The organism is Chelativorans sp. M5D2P16 (assembly GCF_034427935.1).
GTDB lineage: Bacteria > Pseudomonadota > Alphaproteobacteria > Rhizobiales > Rhizobiaceae > Chelativorans.
In genome coordinates this window covers 372,748-392,729 of the sequence record NZ_JAXQNM010000013.1, presented here as the reverse complement: position 1 = coordinate 392,729, position 19,982 = coordinate 372,748, and the positions used below count along the sequence as shown (strand labels likewise).

The 19,982-nt window shown below is 63.8% G+C and carries 18 protein-coding genes; 13 read left to right on the top strand and 5 right to left on the bottom strand.

Features of this window, described 5'->3' with window-relative positions; all coding sequences use genetic code 11:
• Positions 1 to 417: 417 nt before the first annotated feature.
• Both SIN08_RS09180 and SIN08_RS09175 read right to left on the bottom strand, forming a co-directional pair.
• Complete coding sequence (locus SIN08_RS09180) at positions 418 to 1,323, bottom strand: AraC family transcriptional regulator (RefSeq protein WP_322451260.1); 906 nt, start codon at positions 1,321 to 1,323, stop codon at positions 418 to 420.
• Positions 1,324 to 1,754: 431 nt separating this feature from the next.
• The gene (locus tag SIN08_RS09175) at positions 1,755 to 2,516 is read right to left on the bottom strand and encodes an IclR family transcriptional regulator (protein WP_322451259.1); all 762 of its coding nucleotides are present in this window, start codon (positions 2,514 to 2,516) and stop codon (positions 1,755 to 1,757) included.
• A 146-nt stretch (positions 2,517 to 2,662) separates the two neighbouring features.
• Between SIN08_RS09175 and SIN08_RS09170 the strand changes: the two genes are divergently transcribed.
• The 5 genes from SIN08_RS09170 (at position 2,663) to SIN08_RS09150 (ending at position 7,345) form a co-directional block, all read left to right on the top strand.
• Positions 2,663 to 3,418 carry an ABC transporter ATP-binding protein gene (locus SIN08_RS09170; protein WP_322451258.1) on the top strand — a complete coding sequence of 252 codons (756 nt, stop codon included), beginning with the start codon at positions 2,663 to 2,665 and terminating at the stop codon, positions 3,416 to 3,418.
• Positions 3,411 to 4,157: an ABC transporter ATP-binding protein gene (locus tag SIN08_RS09165; RefSeq protein ID WP_322451257.1), complete on the top strand. Its 747-nt coding sequence runs from the start codon at positions 3,411 to 3,413 to the stop codon at positions 4,155 to 4,157. Before SIN08_RS09170 ends, SIN08_RS09165 begins: the two co-directional genes overlap by 8 nt.
• A gap of 48 nt (positions 4,158 to 4,205) precedes the next feature.
• Positions 4,206 to 5,405, top strand: a complete 1,200-nt coding sequence (locus SIN08_RS09160; RefSeq protein WP_322451256.1) for an ABC transporter substrate-binding protein — start codon at positions 4,206 to 4,208, stop codon at positions 5,403 to 5,405.
• A 69-nt stretch (positions 5,406 to 5,474) separates the two neighbouring features.
• On the top strand, positions 5,475 to 6,362 hold the full coding sequence (locus SIN08_RS09155; RefSeq protein WP_322451255.1) for a branched-chain amino acid ABC transporter permease: 888 nt from the start codon (positions 5,475 to 5,477) through the stop codon (positions 6,360 to 6,362).
• Positions 6,362 to 7,345: a branched-chain amino acid ABC transporter permease gene (locus SIN08_RS09150; RefSeq protein ID WP_416208043.1), complete on the top strand. Its 984-nt coding sequence runs from the start codon at positions 6,362 to 6,364 to the stop codon at positions 7,343 to 7,345. The genes SIN08_RS09155 and SIN08_RS09150 overlap by 1 nt, the downstream gene beginning before the upstream one ends.
• Before the next feature lie 196 nt (positions 7,346 to 7,541).
• Here SIN08_RS09150 and SIN08_RS09145 read toward each other — a convergent pair whose 3' ends face one another.
• Together SIN08_RS09145 and SIN08_RS09140 are read right to left on the bottom strand one after the other, a co-directional pair.
• Entirely contained in the window at positions 7,542 to 8,063 is a 522-nt protein-coding gene (locus SIN08_RS09145) for an Lrp/AsnC family transcriptional regulator (RefSeq protein ID WP_322451254.1), read from the bottom strand.
• Positions 8,060 to 8,914: a VOC family protein gene (locus tag SIN08_RS09140; RefSeq protein ID WP_322451253.1), complete on the bottom strand. Its 855-nt coding sequence runs from the start codon at positions 8,912 to 8,914 to the stop codon at positions 8,060 to 8,062. The genes SIN08_RS09145 and SIN08_RS09140 overlap by 4 nt, the downstream gene beginning before the upstream one ends.
• Before the next feature lie 420 nt (positions 8,915 to 9,334).
• On the opposite strand from SIN08_RS09140, the gene SIN08_RS09135 reads away from it, so the two are divergent.
• From SIN08_RS09135 to holA, 8 genes are all read left to right on the top strand, one after another.
• Complete coding sequence (locus SIN08_RS09135) at positions 9,335 to 10,936, top strand: ABC transporter substrate-binding protein (protein WP_322451252.1); 1,602 nt, start codon at positions 9,335 to 9,337, stop codon at positions 10,934 to 10,936.
• 82 nt (positions 10,937 to 11,018) lie between these two features.
• Complete coding sequence (locus tag SIN08_RS09130; RefSeq protein WP_322451251.1) at positions 11,019 to 11,987, top strand: ABC transporter permease; 969 nt, start codon at positions 11,019 to 11,021, stop codon at positions 11,985 to 11,987.
• Positions 11,984 to 12,862 (top strand): ABC transporter permease, encoded by an 879-nt coding sequence (locus SIN08_RS09125; protein ID WP_322451250.1) that lies wholly within the window; start codon positions 11,984 to 11,986, stop codon positions 12,860 to 12,862. Before SIN08_RS09130 ends, SIN08_RS09125 begins: the two co-directional genes overlap by 4 nt.
• Positions 12,859 to 14,511, top strand: a complete 1,653-nt coding sequence (locus tag SIN08_RS09120) for an ABC transporter ATP-binding protein (RefSeq protein WP_322451249.1) — start codon at positions 12,859 to 12,861, stop codon at positions 14,509 to 14,511. The genes SIN08_RS09125 and SIN08_RS09120 overlap by 4 nt, the downstream gene beginning before the upstream one ends.
• A 95-nt stretch (positions 14,512 to 14,606) precedes the next feature.
• Positions 14,607 to 15,917, top strand: coding sequence for an FAD-dependent oxidoreductase (locus SIN08_RS09115; protein ID WP_322451248.1), 1,311 nt, complete (start codon positions 14,607 to 14,609; stop codon positions 15,915 to 15,917).
• A gap of 22 nt (positions 15,918 to 15,939) precedes the next feature.
• Positions 15,940 to 16,416, top strand: a complete 477-nt coding sequence (locus tag SIN08_RS09110) for an L-2-amino-thiazoline-4-carboxylic acid hydrolase (RefSeq protein WP_322451247.1) — start codon at positions 15,940 to 15,942, stop codon at positions 16,414 to 16,416.
• Positions 16,417 to 16,426: 10 nt separating this feature from the next.
• Positions 16,427 to 17,593, top strand: a complete 1,167-nt coding sequence (locus SIN08_RS09105) for a M20 aminoacylase family protein (RefSeq protein WP_322451246.1) — start codon at positions 16,427 to 16,429, stop codon at positions 17,591 to 17,593.
• Positions 17,594 to 17,857: 264 nt separating this feature from the next.
• Positions 17,858 to 18,895 (top strand): DNA polymerase III subunit delta, encoded by a 1,038-nt coding sequence (gene holA / locus SIN08_RS09100; protein WP_322451245.1) that lies wholly within the window; start codon positions 17,858 to 17,860, stop codon positions 18,893 to 18,895.
• 191 nt (positions 18,896 to 19,086) lie between these two features.
• Here the strand turns inward: holA and SIN08_RS09095 are convergent, their stop codons facing one another.
• A complete protein-coding gene (locus SIN08_RS09095; protein ID WP_322451244.1) occupies positions 19,087 to 19,959 on the bottom strand; it encodes a ParB/RepB/Spo0J family partition protein in 873 nt (290 codons plus the stop codon).
• Positions 19,960 to 19,982 lie beyond the last annotated feature (23 nt).

Here is a 19,982-nt window from a genome sequence, read left to right as displayed (position 1 = left end):
AGGGCGAAGGCGCCGAGCCCCGCCGCAACGCATGTGAGCCGAGCACCGATACGGCCAAGGCTTGCACCGGCGCCGCGCACTGCTGCTGAAAGCAAAGGAAGATAGCGCATAAATGACCCCTCGCATGTGGATCGTCCGCTGGTGGGCGGCCTTGCGCTGACACTCGTCGCCCCGCCTCGGCGTCGCATTGGAATCCCCCTCGGATTCCGTATGCCGCATCAACGCCTCGGCAGGGTGCGCCCAACATCGGAGATCACCGACGGGTGCATTGTGCATAACAGTTCACGGATGTATTTCAGATCTACACAGAGATTTCATAGTCCTACGAACTGCACAAAAATAGCGACGTCACTGTTGCAGAACCGCCACAACGTAAATTCTACCTGAAGTGGAATAAAAATTGAGAGGATATAGGGTTTACTTGCTCTTGCGAACCTTCGCTGGAGTCATGCCCCTCAACCTGCTCAACGTGCTCGTCAGGTGACTCTGGCTCGAAAAACCGCTGAGAAAAGCCACCTCGCCGAAGGTGTAATCCGTTTCGACGAGCAGACGCTCGGCAAAATCGAGCCGCATGTTGGTGAGGAACTTGTAAGGCGGCTGTCCGAACGTCTTCGTAAATGCCTGGATGAAGTGATTGGGTGAATGGTTGCAGAGCGCCGCAAGTTCGCCGACGGACAGTTTGCGGGTAAAGTTTTCGGCCAGGTATTCCTGCACCCTTTTCGCTTCCCGCTGCGGGAGTCCGCCGCTGACGCTGGGCTCCTTCCTGACGCGGACGTAATTGCGCAGGAGGTGGACGGCCAGAAGGGTTACAACCGAATCCAGGTAAAGCTCGTTGAGCGGGCCGCCTTGCTTGAGTTCCAGCTTTATCCTTTCTGCAAGTTGCAACGCCCACGGGTCCACCACGGGAGCAGCCGGCGCGCGCAACTCCAGGTCGTCGGTGTCGAATTCATTCTCCGCAAGTTCCTGGAATGCATGCCGGTCGATTGACACCAGCGTTTTTTCGATGGTCGACGACCAACTCAACGTGCTTTCCCAGCCGATGGGGCGGACCACCGTTGTGCCGACGGGCGCGTCAAACTCCGGTGGCTCGTCGGCGCCGAACTTCGCTGCAAAGCCGCGGCAAGGTGCAAGAATGACGGCAACGAAATGACTACTGTCCAGATTAAACGTCTGCGAGCCTGGCGGCCGCAGGGAATAGACAACGCCTCCCATCACCAGTGCCGCCCTTGGCCCTGCCTCCTCGGGGACAATCTTCAATGCCTCGTTGTTTATCTGACGCCGCTGTTCCTCGAAACGGCGCAACGCGTCCGGCTTGTTCAGCATTCCGCTGCCCTGGCGCGGGCGCGGCAGAAATCCGCTCCGATAAAAAGGAACCTACATTGATGAAGCAGTTCGGTACTGCCGCCCCTCGACATGCGCCTGAACAGTCCCCCCAGTGCCCCACCTCCGACTTTCGCGAATATCTTGATAAACCGGCCAGATGTGATAACAATATACACAGAGTATGCTCCTGGTAAAGATTGCGTAATAAACGAGTTGCCGGCCCGGAAACCCTGATGCGCCCTCGTTGAGGGCCACCCCGCACAGGCCCAGCACCGAGCACCGGATGTGTCGAACGATGTCATCCGTCGGATGCAAGCGCAACTCACGAAAAAAGCAGCCGGAACTGCACCGCCGTTCCGATGACAGGCGCGTGCCCGGCGGGCCGGGCCGGGCCCCTGCAGTCGGCCGACTTGATTAGCCGGAAAAGCGCTCTACCCGGCTTGCACGAACGTGCCGCGCCCCATGATCCGCTGAATCCGCTCCCTGGCCGCACGCAGCATGGCGGCGATGTCGGCGCGCCTTCCCAAAAGGCGATAGAGCGGTCCGGCAACGGCAAGGCCGAAGCGCCTTTCCCCGTCGAAGATGGGTATGCCGAGGCCCATCACGTCCGGCGTGAACTCGGCATGATCCTCGCACCAGCCGCGCGCTATGGCCTCCTCGAGCCGCTGCTCCAGTTCCCGGGCGTTCCTTACGGTCGTTTCCTGGTGGGGGACATAGGTGAGCGCCGACAGGATGCGCTCCCGCTCCGCCGGCGGATAGGTGGTGAGAATGGCCTTGCCGCTGGAGGTCGTATAGATCGGGCGGCGGTCCCCCACCTTCGCGAAATAGCGGATGTGGGCCTGCGATTCCACGACATCCACATAGACGACGTCGGCATGGTCGCGCACGGCCAGGAGCGTGGTCTCGCCCGTCTCTTCGGCGAGCGCCTCCAATTCCCCGTGGATGCGCTGGAGGAGCGTGTCGCCTTCCGTCATGGCCCGGGCCAGATCGAGCAGGCGCCCCGTCGGATAGAAGCCGCCGCGCGGCCGCGTCTCGTACAGAAAGCCGCGCGCAAGCAGCGTCTCGATGAGGTTGAAGGTGCTGGACTTGGGTATGTCCAGCGCATTCGACAAGGCCGTCAGCGTCAGCGGCGTCTTCTGCCGCGCATAGACTTCCAGAAGATCGAGAAGGTTTTCGATTTGTCTTACCCGCATGCGCTCCTCCCTTGGTCGCATGCTTTGTTCATACATATGAACACTTTTACTCGCCAATGAAAAATATTGACTCCGCCGGAAAGGCCCTATAGCGTCTGAGGTCCAACCTGGACGCCAAGATCCGGGGAAGAGGAGATCGGGAGGAAATGGCTGGGGAGGTGATCCTTTCAGCGGCCGGCTTGACCAAGGAATTCAAAGGGTTCCTGGCGGTCAACGGCGTCGACCTTGAGGTCGCGCGCGGCACGATTCACGCGCTGATCGGGCCCAACGGCGCCGGCAAGACCACCTGCTTCAACCTGCTCACAAAGTTCCTGCAGCCGACCCGCGGAAAGATCGTCTATAACGGACGCGACATCACCCGCATGGCGCCGGCCGACATCGCGCGCCTCGGTCTCGTCCGCTCGTTCCAGATCTCCGCCGTCTTCCCGCATATGACGGCACTCGAAAATGTGCGCATTGCCCTGCAGAGCCGGCGCGGCGGCAGCTTCGATTTCTGGCGCTCGGAGCGCGTTCTGGGCCACCTCAACGGCGAGGCCGGCACACTGCTCGAGGAGGTGGGCTTGTCGAACTTCGCCGACACGCTCGCCACCGAGCTTCCGTATGGCCGCAAGCGGGCACTGGAGATCGCCACCACGCTGGCGCTCGATCCCGAGATGCTGCTTCTGGACGAGCCGACGGCCGGCATGGCGCAAGAGGACATCGAGCGCATCTCCACGCTCATCAAGCGCATTTCGGCCGACCGCACCATCCTCATGGTGGAGCATAACCTTTCCGTCGTGGCTTCGCTGTCCGACCGGATCACGGTACTGTCACGCGGCAGAGTGCTTGCGGAAGGCGACTATGCCACCGTGTCGTCCAACCCACAGGTGATCGAAGCCTATATCGGAGTCGAACATGCCTGAGGCCGCCCTTGCCGACCGCCCGGCTCCGGCCGAGGCCGCAGCGCCGCTCTTGTCGATCGACGGACTTCAGGGCTGGTACGGCGAGAGCCATGTGTTGCACGGAGTCACCTTCGACGTGCGCCGCGGCGAGGTCGTCACGCTCCTGGGGCGCAACGGCGCAGGCAAGACCACCACGCTGAAGGCGATCATGGGCATCCTCGGCAAACGCGCCGGCTCAGTGAAGTTCGACGGGCGCGAGACCATCGGCCTGCCCGCCCGCGCCATTGCCCGGCTCGGCATCGGCTACGTGCCTGAGGAACGGGGGATCTTCTCCAGCCTCACCGTGGAGGAAAACCTGATGCTGCCGCCGCAGGTACGCCCCGGCGGGCTCCCGGTGGAGCGCATCTTCCAGCTCTTCCCCAATCTCCAGGAGCGGCTTTCCAGTCAGGGAACCAAGCTGTCGGGCGGCGAGCAGCAGATGCTGTCCATCGCCCGCATCCTGCGCACCGGAGCCAAGCTCCTGCTGCTCGACGAGCCCACCGAGGGGCTCGCGCCGGTGATCGTGCAGCAGATCGGCGCCACCATCGCCAGGCTGAAGCAGGAGGGCTTCACGATGATTCTGGTGGAGCAGAACTTCCGCTTCGCTTCTTCCGTGGCGGACCGGCATTTCATCGTCGAGCAGGGGAAGGTCGCAGACATGATCCCCAATGAGGAACTCGACGCCAATATCGACAAGCTGCACGCCTATCTGGGCGTCTGAGGAACGAGGAAAGGCGCGAAAGGCGTCGAAAAAGAGGAGGAGACTGGCATGAAGAAGGCATCGTTCATTCTCGCGTCGCTCGCCGCGGCCCTGACGGCGGGATCCGCGCTGGCGCAGGACATCTCGGTCAAGATCGGCGTGCTCAACGACCGCTCCGGCACCTACGCGGACCTCTCCGGCGAGGGCTCGGTGGTGGCCGCCCGCATGGCGGTCGAGGATTTTGGCGCCGAGGAAAAGGGCATCGGTGTCGAGATCGTTTCCGCCGACCACCAGAACAAGCCGGATGTCGGCTCCAATATCGCCCGCCAGTGGTATGACGAGGAGAATGTCGACGTCATCGCCGACGTGCCCACCTCCTCGGTGGCGCTGGCCGTCAATCAGATCACCCGTGAAAAGAACAAGATTTTCCTGGTCTCCGGCGCGGCCGCCTCCGAGCTGACGGGAGAGCAGTGCTCGCCCAACACCATCCACTGGACCTACGACACCTGGGCGCTCGCCCACGGTACGGGCCGAGCCATGGTGCAGGAAGGCGGCGACACCTGGTTCTTCCTGACCGCCGACTATGCCTTCGGGCACGCACTGGAGCGCGACACCGCGGCTGTGGTCGAGGAATCCGGCGGCGAAGTTCTGGGCACTGTGCGCCATCCCTTCCCGGCCCAGGACTTTTCCTCCTTCCTGCTTCAGGCACAGGCCTCGGGCGCCGAGGTGATCGGACTGGCCAATGCCGGCGCGGACACCACCAACGCCATCAAGCAGGCGGCCGAGTTCGGCATCATGCAGGGCGGCCAGGACCTTGCCGGCCTTCTCATCTTCATCACCGACGTCCATGCGCTCGGGCTCGAGACCGCGCAGGGGCTTATGCTGACCGAATCCTTCTACTGGGACGTCAATGACGAGACACGGGAGTGGTCGCAGCGCTTCAACGAGAGGCACGGCGGCATGCCGACCATGGTGCATGCCGGTGTCTATTCGTCGATCCTGCACTACCTCAAGGCCGTCGAGGCGGCGGGCACGAAGGATTCCGAGGCCGTCATGGCCAAGATGAAGGAAACGCCCACGGACGACCCGCTGTTCGGGCAGGGTGAGGTGCGCCAGGACGGCCGCAAGATCCACGACCTCTATCTCCTCCAGGTGAAGAGCCCCGAGGAATCGGAGGGCCCGTGGGACTACTACAACGTCGTCCGCACCATTCCGGCCGATCAGGCGTTCAGGCCGATGGAAGAAGGTGGCTGCGAACTGGTCCAGTAATCCGCGCCGACACGGGCGGCATGCCGCTGCGTCGGCATGCCGTCTTCGTGAAGGCCGATGGGAGGCTTCATGTTCGAGCTCCTCGGAATTGCGCCGCAGGCTCTGTTCGGGCAGCTTCTGCTCGGGCTGATCAACGGCTCGTTCTATGCCATGCTCAGTCTGGGGCTCGCCGTCATCTTCGGCATGCTCAACATCATCAATTTCACGCACGGCGCGCAGTATATGATGGGCGCGTTCGTGGCCTGGATGCTGCTCCACTATCTCGGCGTCGGCTATTGGTGGGCGCTCGCCCTTGCACCCGTGATCGTCGGGATCACCGGGGTCGTTGTCGAGCGCCTGCTCATCTCGAGACTCTACCACCTCGACCACCTTTACGGGCTCCTGCTGACGTTCGGCCTCGCCCTCATCATCCAGGGCCTGTTCCGAAACTACTACGGCGTCTCCGGCCTGCCCTACTCCATTCCCGCAATCCTGACGGGCGGCTACAATCTCGGTTTCATGTTCCTGCCGGTCTATCGCGCCTGGGTGGTGGTTGCTTCCCTCATCGTATGCCTCGCCACCTGGCTCGTCATCGAGAAGACCCGGCTCGGCGCCTATCTGCGCGCCGCGGTCGAAAACCCGACGCTCGTCGGTGCCTTCGGTGTCAACGTTCCGCGCATGATCACGCTGACCTACGGCTTCGGCGTCGGTCTGGCCGCCCTCGCCGGCGTGCTGGCCGCTCCGATCTACACCGTTAATCCCAACATGGGCGCCGACCTCATCATCGTCGTCTTCGCCGTCGTGGTCATCGGCGGCATGGGATCCATCCTCGGCTCCATCCTCACCGGCTTCGGCCTGGGCATCGTCGAGGGCCTGACCAAGGTCTTCTATCCGGAAGGCTCGGCGGTGGTCATTTTCGTCATCATGGCAATCGTGCTTCTCGTCAAGCCGGCCGGCCTGTTCGGGAGGACCGCGTGATGGTCACGACAACCGAGACCGGGGAGAATGCGGTCCGGCCGCAAAACGCCGCGGCCGGCATGCCGCGCCTCCACGCGGCAATCTTCCTGGCGCTTCTCGCCGTCTCGCTGGTCGCTCCCTTCGTGCTCTACCCCGTCTTCCTGATGAAGGTGCTGTGCTTCGCGCTCTTCGCCTGCGCCTTCAACCTGTTGCTCGGTTTCGGCGGGCTGCTTTCCTTCGGCCACGCCGCCTATTTCGGCGCCGCCAGCTATCTGTCCGCGCACGCGGCCAAGGTGTGGGGCTTCACCCCGGAACTCGCGATCCTGACGGGAACGCTGACCGCCGCCCTGCTCGGAGTTGTCTTCGGCGCGCTCGCCATCCGCCGGCAGGGCATCTATTTCGCAATGGTGACACTCGCCTTTGCACAGATGGTCTATTTCTTTTCGCTGCAGGCACCCTTCACCGGTGGCGAGGACGGTATCCAGGCCGTGCCGCGCGGCCATCTCTTCGGGCTCATCAGCCTGCGCTCCGACCTGACGCTCTATTTCGTCGTGCTGGCGATCGTCTTCGGCGGGTTGCTCGTCATCTACCGCATCATCCATTCGCCCTTCGGGCAGGTGCTGAAGGCGGTGCGCGAGAACGAGCCGCGCGCGGTTTCGCTCGGCTATCGGGTGGACCGCTACAAGCTGGCGGTCTTCACGCTTTCGGCGACCCTTGCCGGGCTTGCCGGCGCCACCAAGGCGATCGTCTTCCAGCTCGCTTCGCTCACCGATGTGCATTGGACCATGTCGGGGGAGGTGGTTCTGATGACGTTGCTCGGCGGCATGGGCACGGTCTTCGGCCCGATCGCCGGCGCAGCGGTGATCGTCACCATGCAGAACTATCTCGCCACCTTCGGCGCATGGGTGACAGTCATCCAGGGCGCGATCTTCGTCGTCGCCGTGCTCCTGTTCCGCGAGGGGCTCGTCGGTGTCATCTCGAAATGGGTTAGAAAGCCGCTTTAGATCGAACGATTTGATCTGCGCAACTCCAGACGGAAAACCGGTTTCCACTTTTCCTGGAATTGCTTTAAAGCGGCTCTATCGAGATTCGCCCCGCACATCGGTGAATGGCTGACGGCTGCGGCGCCTACGGAATATTCGACATGACTTGACAGCTGTCATTCAAGGCGCGAGTCGAATCCAGAAGCCGCATCGTCCGTCAGGCGTAGCGCGTCGGCACCGCCGTGGTGAACTTCAACTCCTCCATGCTGATGGAGGAGTTGATCTCGGAAAACTCCAGCGTGGAAATCATTTTCTTATACACCGCGTCGTAGGTCTCGATGTCCGGCACCACCACCTTGACGATGTAATCGGTGTCCCCCGTCAGGCGGTAGGCCTCGACGATCTCGGGCACGTCCTCGATCAACGCGCGAAAGGCCTCGAGCCACCGCATCTCGTGGCGCGGTGCTTTGACGCCGATGAAGATCGTCATGGCGACGTTGAGCAACCGCCGGTCGACGAGGGCCACGCGCCGCTTGACGATCCCGCTCTCCTCGAGCCGGCGGATACGCCGCCAACAGGGCGTGGAGGAAAGCTTGACCTCTTCGGCGATCTCGCTCACGGCGCGGTCGCTATCGCGCTGGAGGGCCTCCAGGATCTTGCGATCGATATCGTCGAGCGCGCGCGTGCCGGGCGCGCTCCGGGCGCCGCTTCTGACGTTGTCGCGGGCACTGTCGGTCATGGCGCGCAGAACTCGATCGCCGCGCCGCTGGCATCCGCGGGCGCCACCGCGATCCCCCGTTCGGTCTCGTGTCCCGTTACGCCAGCCTCGTCGAGCACCCCCCGCGCCCTCTTCAGATCATCGACAAGGATCTGGAGGACGGCGAAGCCGCTTTTCGGCGTAGCGGATAGATCAATGTCCGCATAGCGCGCACGCAACGCCTCGTCCTTGAGGAACGTCAGCGGAGCCGATCCGGTCTCGACCTTCCATCCGCCCGGAACCGGCGTGACGGTGCCGGCGGCGAACAGCCGTGCATAGGCTTGCGCCGCCTGTTCGGGATCATCCGGCGCCGCCACCGCCCCGGCCAGGCCCCTGGCGCCGTTGCGGTGGTCCAAAAGCTCCGGCAGCCACACCGTCTCCGGCGTATGATGCTGACACATGAAGGCAAGCCCTACCGGCACCTCGTGCGGCGCAAAGGGCAGCACGGAGAAAGCCGCTCTCCCCTCGCCGCCGCCCGGCAAGGGAACCGGACGTTCGAAATCGCGCCGCTCACCCGTCGCGATGGCGAGCGCGGCGAGCTGCGTTTCGGCAAGCCGTAGATCGCCGGCGCGGCAGGCGATCGCGTAGAGGCCTTCCCCGTCCCGGCTGAGGAGATCTCGCCTGTCTGCATTGACCGCAGTTTCGGCAACCATCCCCAGGAGCTCGAAGTAATCTTCCGGAAACATGATGGTGTGGTTGGCCGAGCCCATCGCCGGGCTGTGCATTCCGCGCGGAGAAACGGTGAAGCCCAGCCGCTCGAATTGCGCCTGGCTGCGGTCGAGGTCCTCGACAAGGAGATAACAATGGTCGATGCCGGTGACGGGGTGGGTCATGCGGTCTCCTTTGCCTCATCTTTCAGCCGGTCGTGACGATCTCGTTGATACGGCCTTCCCGGGCTGGATCATGCGCCCCACATCGGGCGCGCGGCGCGCATGCCAGAGCGTGACAACGGCAGAGCCGCCGGTCTGCTTCATCTCCCCGCCATCCTTCCAAGGCCCTCTGCGCGCCGTCTCCGGTTTCCACTAAGGTGAGCGCCATCGCGAGGCCCGTACCGGTCGCTTAGACCAGCCATCCTGCAATCTCATACTGCATCGTTTGGCCTTTCAACAGATATTGTGCTCACATATTGAGCAAAAAGAGCATCAATATCTCATCCACCTCAATAGTGAGAAAATTTTCTGTTGACTTCAATCGAAAAGCATTGCGACGATAATAGGGGATAACGGGTTTCTCGGGCCAACAAAGAGGAAAAAATGTTCAAGACATTGCGATGGCTTGCGCCGTCACTCACCGGTGCTCTGGTATTTGCTGCCGTCTCGACGCCGGCATTCGCCCAGGACGAAGAAGTGCAGCGCGGGGGCACCGTCATTGTTCACATGGTTTCCGAGCAGCGCGTGCTCAACCCGGCCCTGCGCGCCTCCACGGGCGTCTACGAGATTTCCGGCAAGATCGTCGAGCCGCTCATCGATCTGACCTACGATGGCTATGTGGGCGTTCTCGCCACCGACTGGTCCTCCTCGGACGACGGCCTGGAAATCACCTTCAAGCTGCGCGAGGGCGTGCAGTGGCATGACGGGGAGCCATTCACTTGCGAGGACGTCTCCTTCACGGCGATGAACTTCTGGAAGGAGCTCCTCAATTACAGCTCCACCCTGCAGGCGGATCTGGAGGCGGTCGATTGCCCCGATCCGCACACGGCCGTCTTCCACTATGCGCGCCCGATGCCGCTGGAGCTCATGGTGGCGGCGATGCCCGACCTTGGACACCCACTCCCGAAGCATCTCTATGAAGGCACGGACTTCCTGCGCAACGAACTGAATGCCGCCCCGATCGGCACCGGGCCGTTCAAGTTCGTGGAGTATGAACGCGGCCAGTATGTGATCGCGGAACGAAACGAGGATTACTGGCGCGGCGAGGAATATCCCTATCTCGACCGCATCGTGTGGCGGTTCATCACCGACCGCTCGGCCGCCGCCGCGGCGCTGGAGGCCGGCGAGGTGCAGGAATCCGGGTTCATCGGCGTTTCCATGGCCGACATCGTGCGGTTGTCCGAAAACCCGAACTTCGACGTCGGCACCAAGGGCTACGAGAACAACGTCGCCCACAGCACGATCGAGTTCAATCACCGCAACGAAGCGCTGGCGGATGTGCGCGTGCGCCAGGCGATCTATCATGGGCTGGATATAGATCGCGCCATCGAGACGATCATGCGCGGCTATGCCAAGCCGGGGCGCGGCCCGATTCCTTCGACCGGCGGGGCCAACTACACCGACGACGTACCCACCTATGAATACGACCCGGAGAAGGCCAGGGCCCTGCTCGACGAAGCCGGATATCCGGAAGGCGAGGACGGAGTGCGCCTCCGCCTCAGGCACCGGCCGGCGCCCTGGGGCGAATACACCCAGCTCTGGGGCGAGTTCTTCGCCCAGTCCATGCGCGAGATCGGCATCGAGGTGGAAATCCTCACCAATGATGCGCCGGGCTTTCTCAACGGCGTCTACCGCGATCACGACTTCGACACCGCCAATGGCTGGCACCAGTTCCGGGCCGACCCCGCCGTCTCCACCATGGTTTGGCTGCGCAGCGGTGCCCCGGCGGGCACACCGTGGTCGAACCAGTTCGGCTACGAGAACCCGGAACTCGACCGGATGATCGACGAGGCCGCCTCCGAGCTCGACCCGGACAGGCGCGCCGAGATGTATCACGAGATCCAGCGTCTCGCGATGGAGGAGCTGCCGGTGATCTTCGCTATCGAGCACCCCTTCATCTCGGTGACCAGCAAAAAGCTGAAGAACCATCACAACACGCCGCGGTGGAATTCGTCCTCGTGGTACGATCTGTGGCTCGAGCAGTAGCAACAAGGGCGGACGACGGAGTTCCGGTCACCGGCAGGGCCGTGCCCGGACTCCGTCACCGCAGTGGGACGGCGGCAAGTCCATGTTGAGTTACGCGCTGAGACGGCTCGTCCAGTCTGTGCCGGTCATCCTGATCATCATGATCGGGACTTTCCTGCTCCTGAAACTGGCCCCGGGCGATACGGTCGACGCATTGGTGGGCGACATGGGCGGGGCCGATGCGCAGGTGATCGCACGGCTGCGGGCCGAATACGGCCTCGACCAGCCGGTCTGGACACAGCTGTGGATCTACATGACCAAGCTGGCGCGTTTCGATTTCGGCTGGTCCTTCGTCCATGAGCAGCCCGTTGCCACGGTGCTTTTGGACCGGCTCGGCACCACCCTCCTGCTGATGGTCTCATCCCTCTTCTTCGCCGTCACCATCGGCACGGTGCTCGGCGCCATTGCCGCGCGCCGCGCCTATTCTCTGACCGACAACATCATCAGCACGCTTGGGCTGATCTTTTACGCCACCCCAAGCTTTTTCCTCGGCCTGATGATGATCGTCCTGTTCTCGGTGAAGCTTGGCTGGCTGCCGGTCGGCGGCATCCAGACGATTCCGAGTTTCTACACCGGATGGGAATATGTGAAGGACGTGGCGCTTCACCTGATCATGCCGACGGCCTCGCTGTCGCTGATCTATCTGGCGCTCTACATGCGGCTGATGCGCACCAGCGTGATCGAGGTCGCCGAGCTCGACTATGTGCGCACGGCCCGCGCCAAGGGCGCCGGCGAAGCGCGGCTGATGCTCCATCACATCACCCGCAACGCGCTTCTGCCCGTCGTCACGCTGCTCGGCGTCCAGTTTTCCACCATCCTCGGCGGCTCGGTGGTGGTGGAGACGGTCTTTACGCTCCCCGGCCTCGGCCAACTCGCCTACCAGGCGGTGATCCAGCGCGACATGAACATGCTGATGGGTATCGTTTTCCTGAGTGCCGTGGTCGTGATCGTGGTCAATTTCCTGATCGATCTGCTCTATGCGCGTCTCGATTCGAGGATCGAACTCTCATGAGCATCCTCGAAAGCAGTGTCGCGGTATCGGCGCCTTCCGGCTGGCGCGTTCTGTGGCGCCGCTATCGGCGCAACCGCGCCGCCGTTCTGGGCCTTATCCTTTTGGGGCTGGTCCTGTTCATGGCGGCGACCGCCGGTTTCGTGGAGCCCACCGACCCGCTGCGGCGCGCCGGCGAGCCGCTGGTCCCTCCCTTTACCGACTGGGCGACGCCGCTCGGCACGGACCAGCTCGGCCGCGACATCCTCGCCGGTATTTTCCACGGTGCCCGCACCTCGCTCCTGATAGGCATAATCTCTACCGTACTTGCTATTTCCATCGGCACGGTGGTCGGTGCGGTCGCCGGCTATTTCGGCGGCTGGGTCGATGATGTGCTGATGCGTATCACCGAAGCCTTCCAGACGATCCCGAATTTCGTTCTCCTGCTCGCCCTGGTCGCCATTCTCGGCTCCTCGCTTGAAAACATGATCCTTGCCATCGGCATCGTTTCGTGGACGGCTCCGGCGCGGCTCGTGCGCGCGGAGTTCCTGTCGCTGCGCGGCCGCGAATTCGTGGAAGCGGCCCGCAATCTCGGCGTCGGCGACATCTCCATCATCTTCCGCGAGATCCTGCCCAACGCCCTGCCGCCAGTCATCGTCTTCGCCTCCGTCATCATGGCAATCGCCATCCTGCTCGAATCGGCCCTCGCGTTTCTCGGGCTCGGCGACCCCAATTTCGCAAGCTGGGGCAACATGATCGGCGCCGGGCGCGCGGTGCTGCGCACCGCCTGGTACTGTGCCGCCATTCCCGGCCTCGCCATCATCGTCACCGTGCTCGCCTTCAGCCTCATCGGCGAGGGGCTGAACGAAGCCGTCAACCCGAGGCAGAAGAAGGCATGACCGCCGAGACCGCGACCGATCCCATTCTCCAGATCGATGGCTTGCGCGTGGCACTGCCGGAGGGGGCCGATCGCCCCTTCGCACTCGACGGCCTGGACCTGACGGTGAAGGCCGGCGAGATCGTCTGCCTCGTCGGCGAGAGCGGATCGGGAAAATCAATGGCCGCAGGCGCCGTGATGCGGCTTCTACCCGAACCGCGCGTGCACATCGCCGGCGGCAGGATCCGTTTCGAAGGAGAGGACCTGTCGCAGCTTTCGCCAGCCGGGATGCGCAGCCTGCGCGGCCGGCGCATGGCCATGATCTTCCAGGAGCCGATGACGGCACTGAACCCGCAGAAGACGGTCGGCTGGCAGATCGAGGAGGTCTTGCGCATTCACACCGCCCTTTCGGCGAAGGAGCGCCGGGCGCGCGTGCACGAAATGCTGGAGCAGGTGCATATCCCGGACCCGGACTCCGCCATCAATGCCTATCCGCATCAGATCTCCGGCGGGCAGCGTCAGCGCGTCATGATCGCCATGGCGTTGGTGCTCGAGCCGAAGCTGATCATCGCCGACGAGCCGACCACCGCGCTCGACGTGACGACACAACTGCAGGTTCTGAAGCTTATCCGCGAGTTGCAGGCGCGGCTCGGCACGGGCGTCCTCTTCATCACCCACGATTTCGGCGTCGTCGCCGAGATCGCCGATCGGGTCGCCGTTCTGAAGGAGGGGGAACTGGTCGAGCAGGGCCCGGCAAGAGAGGTTTTGAACCATCCGCGCCATCCCTACACGCAGGCGCTGATCGCGGCGGTCCCGGCCCTGCGCCCACCACCATCCCGCAGCTTCGACGACGCGCCAGCGATCCTGCGCGTTGACCGCCTGAAGAAGACATTCGAGGCGAAAGGCGGCCTGTTCGGCCGCAAGCGCAATGCCGTTGCCGCGGTCGACGACGTCTCCTTCACGCTCAAAAAGGGCGAAACGCTGGGCGTGGTGGGCGAAAGCGGATCCGGCAAGACGACCGTTTCGCGCTGTGTGACCAGGCTGCTGAATGCCGACGGCGGCGCCATCATGCTCGGCGACACCGATCTGGTGGCCGCAGGGCGTGGCACATTGCGGGCGCTGCGACGCGACATCCAGATGGTCTTCCAGGACCCGATGGCGTCCCTCAACCCGCGCAAGCGCGTCGTCGATATCATCGCACAGGGCCCGATCACGCACGGGGAAAACCCGCGCAAGGCACACGAGCGGACCCGTGAGCTGCTGTCCCTTGTCGAACTCAGCCCAGCAGCGGCCGAGCGCTACCCGCACGAATTTTCCGGCGGCCAGCGCCAGCGCATCGGCATCGCCCGGGCGCTTGCCATGGATCCCAAGGTCATTGTCGCCGACGAACCGGTCTCCGCTCTCGACGTCTCCGTGCAGGCACAGGTGCTGCGGCTTCTGGCCGACCTGCGCGAGCGGTTGTCGCTCTCGCTCCTCTTCGTTACACACGACCTCAGGGTGGCAGCCCAGCTCTGCGACCGGGTGGCAGTGATGGAGAAGGGACGCATCGTCGAGATCGGTCCCACCGCCACCGTTTTCGCCGAGCCCCGTCATGCCTATACCCGCAAGCTTCTCGATTCGATCCCCGGCCGGGACTGGGTGCCTCCGGTTTTTGCCGGAAACGCGGCATGAATGATGGCTGAAAGGATCAACCGGTCGCTGCTGAAAGCCGGCGCGGCGAGCGGCCTGCCGGGCGGATCGACTTTTTTCTTCACCGGAACCTGCGCATGACCGACACCAACATCGAATGGCCGCCGTCGCTCTGGGCCGCTGTGACTCCGGCGCCGGACCCCGCACCCGCTTTGAAAGACGACGCGGAAGTGGATGTCCTGGTAATCGGTGGCGGCTTCTCCGGCCTGTCGACGGCGCTGCATCTCGCCAAAAGAGGTCGGCAGGTAATACTCGTGGAAGCTCGGGCAATCGGTTGGGGCGCCTCCGGACGCAACAACGGCCAGGTCATCCCCACCATGTCGGCCGTGGAGCCGGATGCGTTCGTCCAACGTTTCGGAGAGACCGGCGAACGCTTCGCCCGCCTGATCGGACAGAGTGCCGAGACCCTGTTCCGCCTGGCCGAGACGGAGGGAATCGACTGCGAGGCCGAGCAGACGGGCTGGTTCCAGCCGGCCCACTCACCGGGCAGGCTCCGCCTCAGCGAGAAACGCGTTAAGGCCTGGCAGCGCTTCGGCGCGCCCGCCGAGCTTCTCGATGCACAAGCCTCAGCAAAGCTGCTCGGCTCCCGATACTGGTTCGGCGGCATGTTCAACCCGACGGGCGGCCATATCAACCCTCTGGCGCTGGTCCGCGGTCTGGCCGCTGCCTGTCGGCGTCATGGCGTGGCGATTTACGAGCGATCGCCCGTCATCGACTACAAGCGGGAAGGTGACGGCTGGCGTGCTCGGTGTCCGAAAGGATCGGTGTGCGCGCGTGCCGTCGTCCTCGCCACCAACGCCTATACCGATGCGCTGGAAAGCACCCTCGAACCGCGCATTTCGCACAGCGTGGTCCCCATTCTTTCCTGGCAGATGGCGACCGAACCGATTGGCGACAACCTGCGTGCCGAGATTCTGCCGGGGCGACAGGCTGTTTCCGACACCCGTGCTGATCTCCGCTTTTTCCGCTATGATGCGCGTAGCCGGCTAATCACTGGCGGCTCCGTTCTCGGCAACCGCAATGCTGCGGCCCGCGTGACGGCGCGGACACGCGAAAACCTGGCCGCGGCTTTCCCGCAGCTCGCCGGCATCAACTTCACCCATGTCTGGAGCGGCCGCGTCGGCATGACACGCGACCGCTTCCCCCATTTCCATCGCCTTGGCCCTGATCTGTGGAGCTGGACGGGATGCAACGGACGGGGCGTCGCCCTTTCGGTCGCGCTCGGGCGCGAACTGGCGAGTATAGTTGACGGTAAGCCGGCAAATGAAAGTGCGCTGCCGCTCACCGAGCCGGAGGCTATTCCCTTCCACTCCATCGCCAGGCGGATCGCACCGCTGATCCACGCCTGGTACAAGCGCCGCGACCACGCGGAACTGAAGCTCGACTGAACCGGGAACAGGAGAATTCGCCATGCGGAAAATGCCGATCTTGGAGCGCCGCCGCATCGAGGCGATGCTCATGAAACATGTCTACGAGGTTATCCGCGAGCGTTCCGGCGAGGAGGAGGCGCGCGCCGTGATCGGCCAGGCCATATCCAACGCGGCCATCGAGCACGGCAAGGGCTTCGCCGAAGAACTCGGGCGCACACCGAATCTCGAGGACTTCCTCGCCATCATGCCGAACTGGACTAGGGAGGATGCACTCCGGATCGAGGTACTCGCGGCGGACAAGGAGGAGTTGGCGTTCAACGTCACGCGCTGCCGCTATGCCGAGATGTACAAGGAGATGGGTCTCGGCCACATCGGAGATCTCCTATCCTGCAACCGGGACGGCGATTTCTGCATAGGCTACAATCCCGATATGGAGTTGACGCGCACCCAGACCATCATGAAGGGCGCGAGCCATTGCGACTTCCGCTACCGTATGAAGCCGAAAGCCCGAGCATAGGGGACGAACCATGGCCATCGAAAACTGGATTGCCCGCCAACTCGACGATCTGACGGAATTCCGCCGCGACCTGCACCGTCATCCCGAGCTGCTCTACGAAGTCGACCGCACCGCCTCCCGGGTCGCAGACGCCCTGCGCGCGGCTGGAGTCGATGAAGTCGTCACCGGCCTCGGCCGCACGGGCGTCGTCGGAGTCATCCGCGGCAACACCGATACAAAGGGGCGTATGATCGGCCTGCGCGCCGACATGGATGCCCTGCCGATCGAGGAGGCCAGCGGGGCGCCCTGGGCCTCCACCACAGCGGGTCGCATGCATGCCTGCGGCCATGACGGCCACACCACCATGCTGCTGGGCGCCGCGCGCCAGCTAGCGGAGAGCCGCGCCTTCGACGGCACCGTCGTCGTGATTTTCCAGCCGGCCGAGGAAGGCGGCGCCGGCGCCAAGGCCATGATCGAGGATGGCCTTTTGAAGCGATTTCCCCTCGACGAGATTTACGGTTTGCACAACAAGCCCAACCTGCCGCTCGGCCAGTTCGCCATCGCATCCGGCCCGGTGATGGGATCGGTCGACGAGATCCGCATCCGGGTTGAGGGCGTGGGCGGCCACGCGGCCTTTCCCCACCAGACGGTGGACCCCCTCACGGTCACGGCATCGCTGATCCAGGCGGTGCAGACGATCGTTTCCCGCAACATCGATCCGCTGAAGTCGGCGGTGGTTTCCATCACCACCATTCACGGCGGTGACGCCTTCAACGTCATTCCGCAATCGGTCATGCTGACCGGCACCGTGCGCACGCTCGACCCGGCCGTCCGCGACGAGGTGGAGCAACGGCTGTCAAAAGCGGTCGCCGGCATTGCCGCCGCCTTCGACGCCAAGGCCCATCTGGATTACATCCGCAGCTATCCCGTGACTATCAACGATGCGGAAAAGACCACACTTGCCGCCGCCGCGGCCGCCGAGGTCGCCGGACAAGCGAATGTCCAGACGGATCTCGCCCCGGTCATGGGCGGCGAGGATTTCGCCTTCATGCTGGAGGAAGTCCCCGGCGCAATGATCTTTGCCGGCCACGGCCCTTCGGCCGGGCTGCACCACCCCGAGTACGATTTCAACGACGAACTCATCCCATGGGGGTGTTCCTATTGGACCACACTGGTCCGGCAGCGGCTGAGCGCCTGAACATCGCCATTATGCGGCTTTGCCGCAAGCCGGTGCGCCGACACCGCGGATGTCAAGCTCCGGCGGACATGCCAGGGCCGCAATGGTGCGGCCTGCAGATCGACGGTTCAGTGCCACTACATGGCAACGGGTGCCGGCGCTGTTTTCCACGCATCCTCGAAGCAGTAGGATGTGCTTGCGCCGCCACCTTAACCCATCTTCTTTGTCGCCTTGTGCAATTCCGGGTGATTCCACCCGGCTGCAAAATGCTTTAACGTCCGGCCCATGGCACAGAAGAAGGCACATGAAGTCGACGGCTGGCTCGCCCGGCCCGATCCCGCCACGTCCGTCGTCCTCGTCTACGGGCCGGACCGGGGCCTTGTCTCGGAGCGCGCGGCAGCGTTTGCGCGCGGGAGCGGCCTGCCCCTGGATGATCCCTTCACCGTGGTCAGGATCGACGCCGCGGAAGCGGAAGCGGCCGGCCGGTTGCTGGACGAGGCCCGCACGGTGCCGATGTTCGCGGACCGCCGGCTGGTCTGGCTGCGTGGCGCAGCCAACAATGCAGCACTCACATCCGCCATCTCCGCCCTTATCGCCGATCCGCCCGAGGGATGCCTCATCCTGGTGGAAGCCGGCGACCTGAAGAAGGGCACTGCCCTGCGCAGTGCCGCGGAGAGCGGGAAATCGGCCATCGCCCTGCCCTGCTATACCGACGACGCGCGTGGTGTCGACGCGGTCATCGACGAGGTTCTGGGTGCCGCGGGGCTTTCCATCGCGCTCGATGCGCGGCAGCTTTTAAAGGCCAATCTCGGCGGGGACCGGCTGGCGACACGCTCCGAACTGGAGAAGCTTGCGCTCTACTGCGCGGGAATGAGCGAGGTCCGCGCCGAAGACGTTCGTGCATCGATCGGCGATGCCTCGAAGCTTAGCGCTGACGATGCCGTCGATGCCGTGATGTGCGGGCGTATTGCCGAGTTCGACACCTTGTTTGCCCGCCATCTGGCCAGCGGCAGCCCTCCCTTCCTCGTGCTTTCCGCCGCCTTACGCCACGTGCAGACGCTTCAGCTCATGCGCGCACAGATGGAGGCTCAGGGAAAGACGCCCGCCGCCGCGGTGGCAAGTGCCAGACCGCCGGTCTTCTTTGCGCGCAGGCGCATGGTGGAGCAGGCACTTCAGCACTGGAACCGGAAGATGCTTGAGGCGGCGGCAGATCGCCTGCACCGGGCAATCCTGAAATCCCGCCAACACCAGGCGGTAGCCGAGCCCGTCAGCCGGCAGGCGCTGCTGGCGCTGGCGATCGAAGGCGCCCGCGCCGCGCGTTGAGACCTTATGGGAGGATAAGACAGACGCGCTCCGCCTGATCGATGGAAGTCAGGTTCCCGAACGGTTTTCGTTCGGAGCGACAACGGCTGACCGTCCCCGGCACACAAGCTGGAATCCTAGAGGAGCGGGCATAATCCGATCCTGCAGCTTGCGGAAGAAGACGAGCCGTTCTTGGCAATGGCTATGCCGCTTTATCGCTGCAGCAGGCGGCAAAGCTCGTCGAGCTGCTCCAGGGTGCGATAGGCGATGCGCAGTTCACCGCCTTTTTCCTTGTGATTGATGGTCACCTTCAGACCGGTGTGGTCGCTCAGCAGCCTTTCCAGGGAAAGCGTGTCGGCGTCCTTCTCCTTCCGGCCGCTCGACCCGCCGCCCTTTTCGGCCTGCTCCGGCGCGCCGGCCAGCGATTCCGCCTGGCGCACCGACAAGCCTTGCTCGACGATGCGCTTGGCAAGCCCGGCGGGATCTTCGACATTGACCAATGTGCGCGCATGGCCGGCCGTGAGCGAACCGTCGACGATGAGATCGCTGACCGCCGGCGGCAGCCTCAGGAGGCGCAGCGTATTGGCAACGTGACTGCGGCTCTTGCCGATCACTTGCCCGAGGTCGGCCTGAGTATAGTTGTGGTCGTCCATCAACTGCTGATAGCCGCGCGCTTCCTCGAGCGGGTTCAGATCCGATCGCTGGACGTTCTCGACAATGGCGAGTTCGAGCGCGGCCTTGTCGTCGACGTCGCGGACGATGACCGGGATCTCGGTCAGCCCGGCCCTTTGGGCGGCACGCCAGCGGCGCTCACCCGCGATGATCTCGAAACGTCCTTCCGCGGGGGACGGCCGCACCACGACGGGCTGCACGATGCCGTGCTCGCGAATGGATTGCGCCAGATCGGCCAAATCCGTCTCGGCAAAATTGCGTCGCGGATTGCGCGGGTTCGGGGAGATGAACTCGATCGGCACGAAGCGATCGGCACGAACGGTTTCCTGCTCCTCGGAAGCGGGTTTGTCCATTTCACCGATGAGGGCGGCCAGGCCCCGGCCGAGACGTTTACGCGAAGGATCTTCGTTCATGGCGATTCCACTGGTCTAGAGGC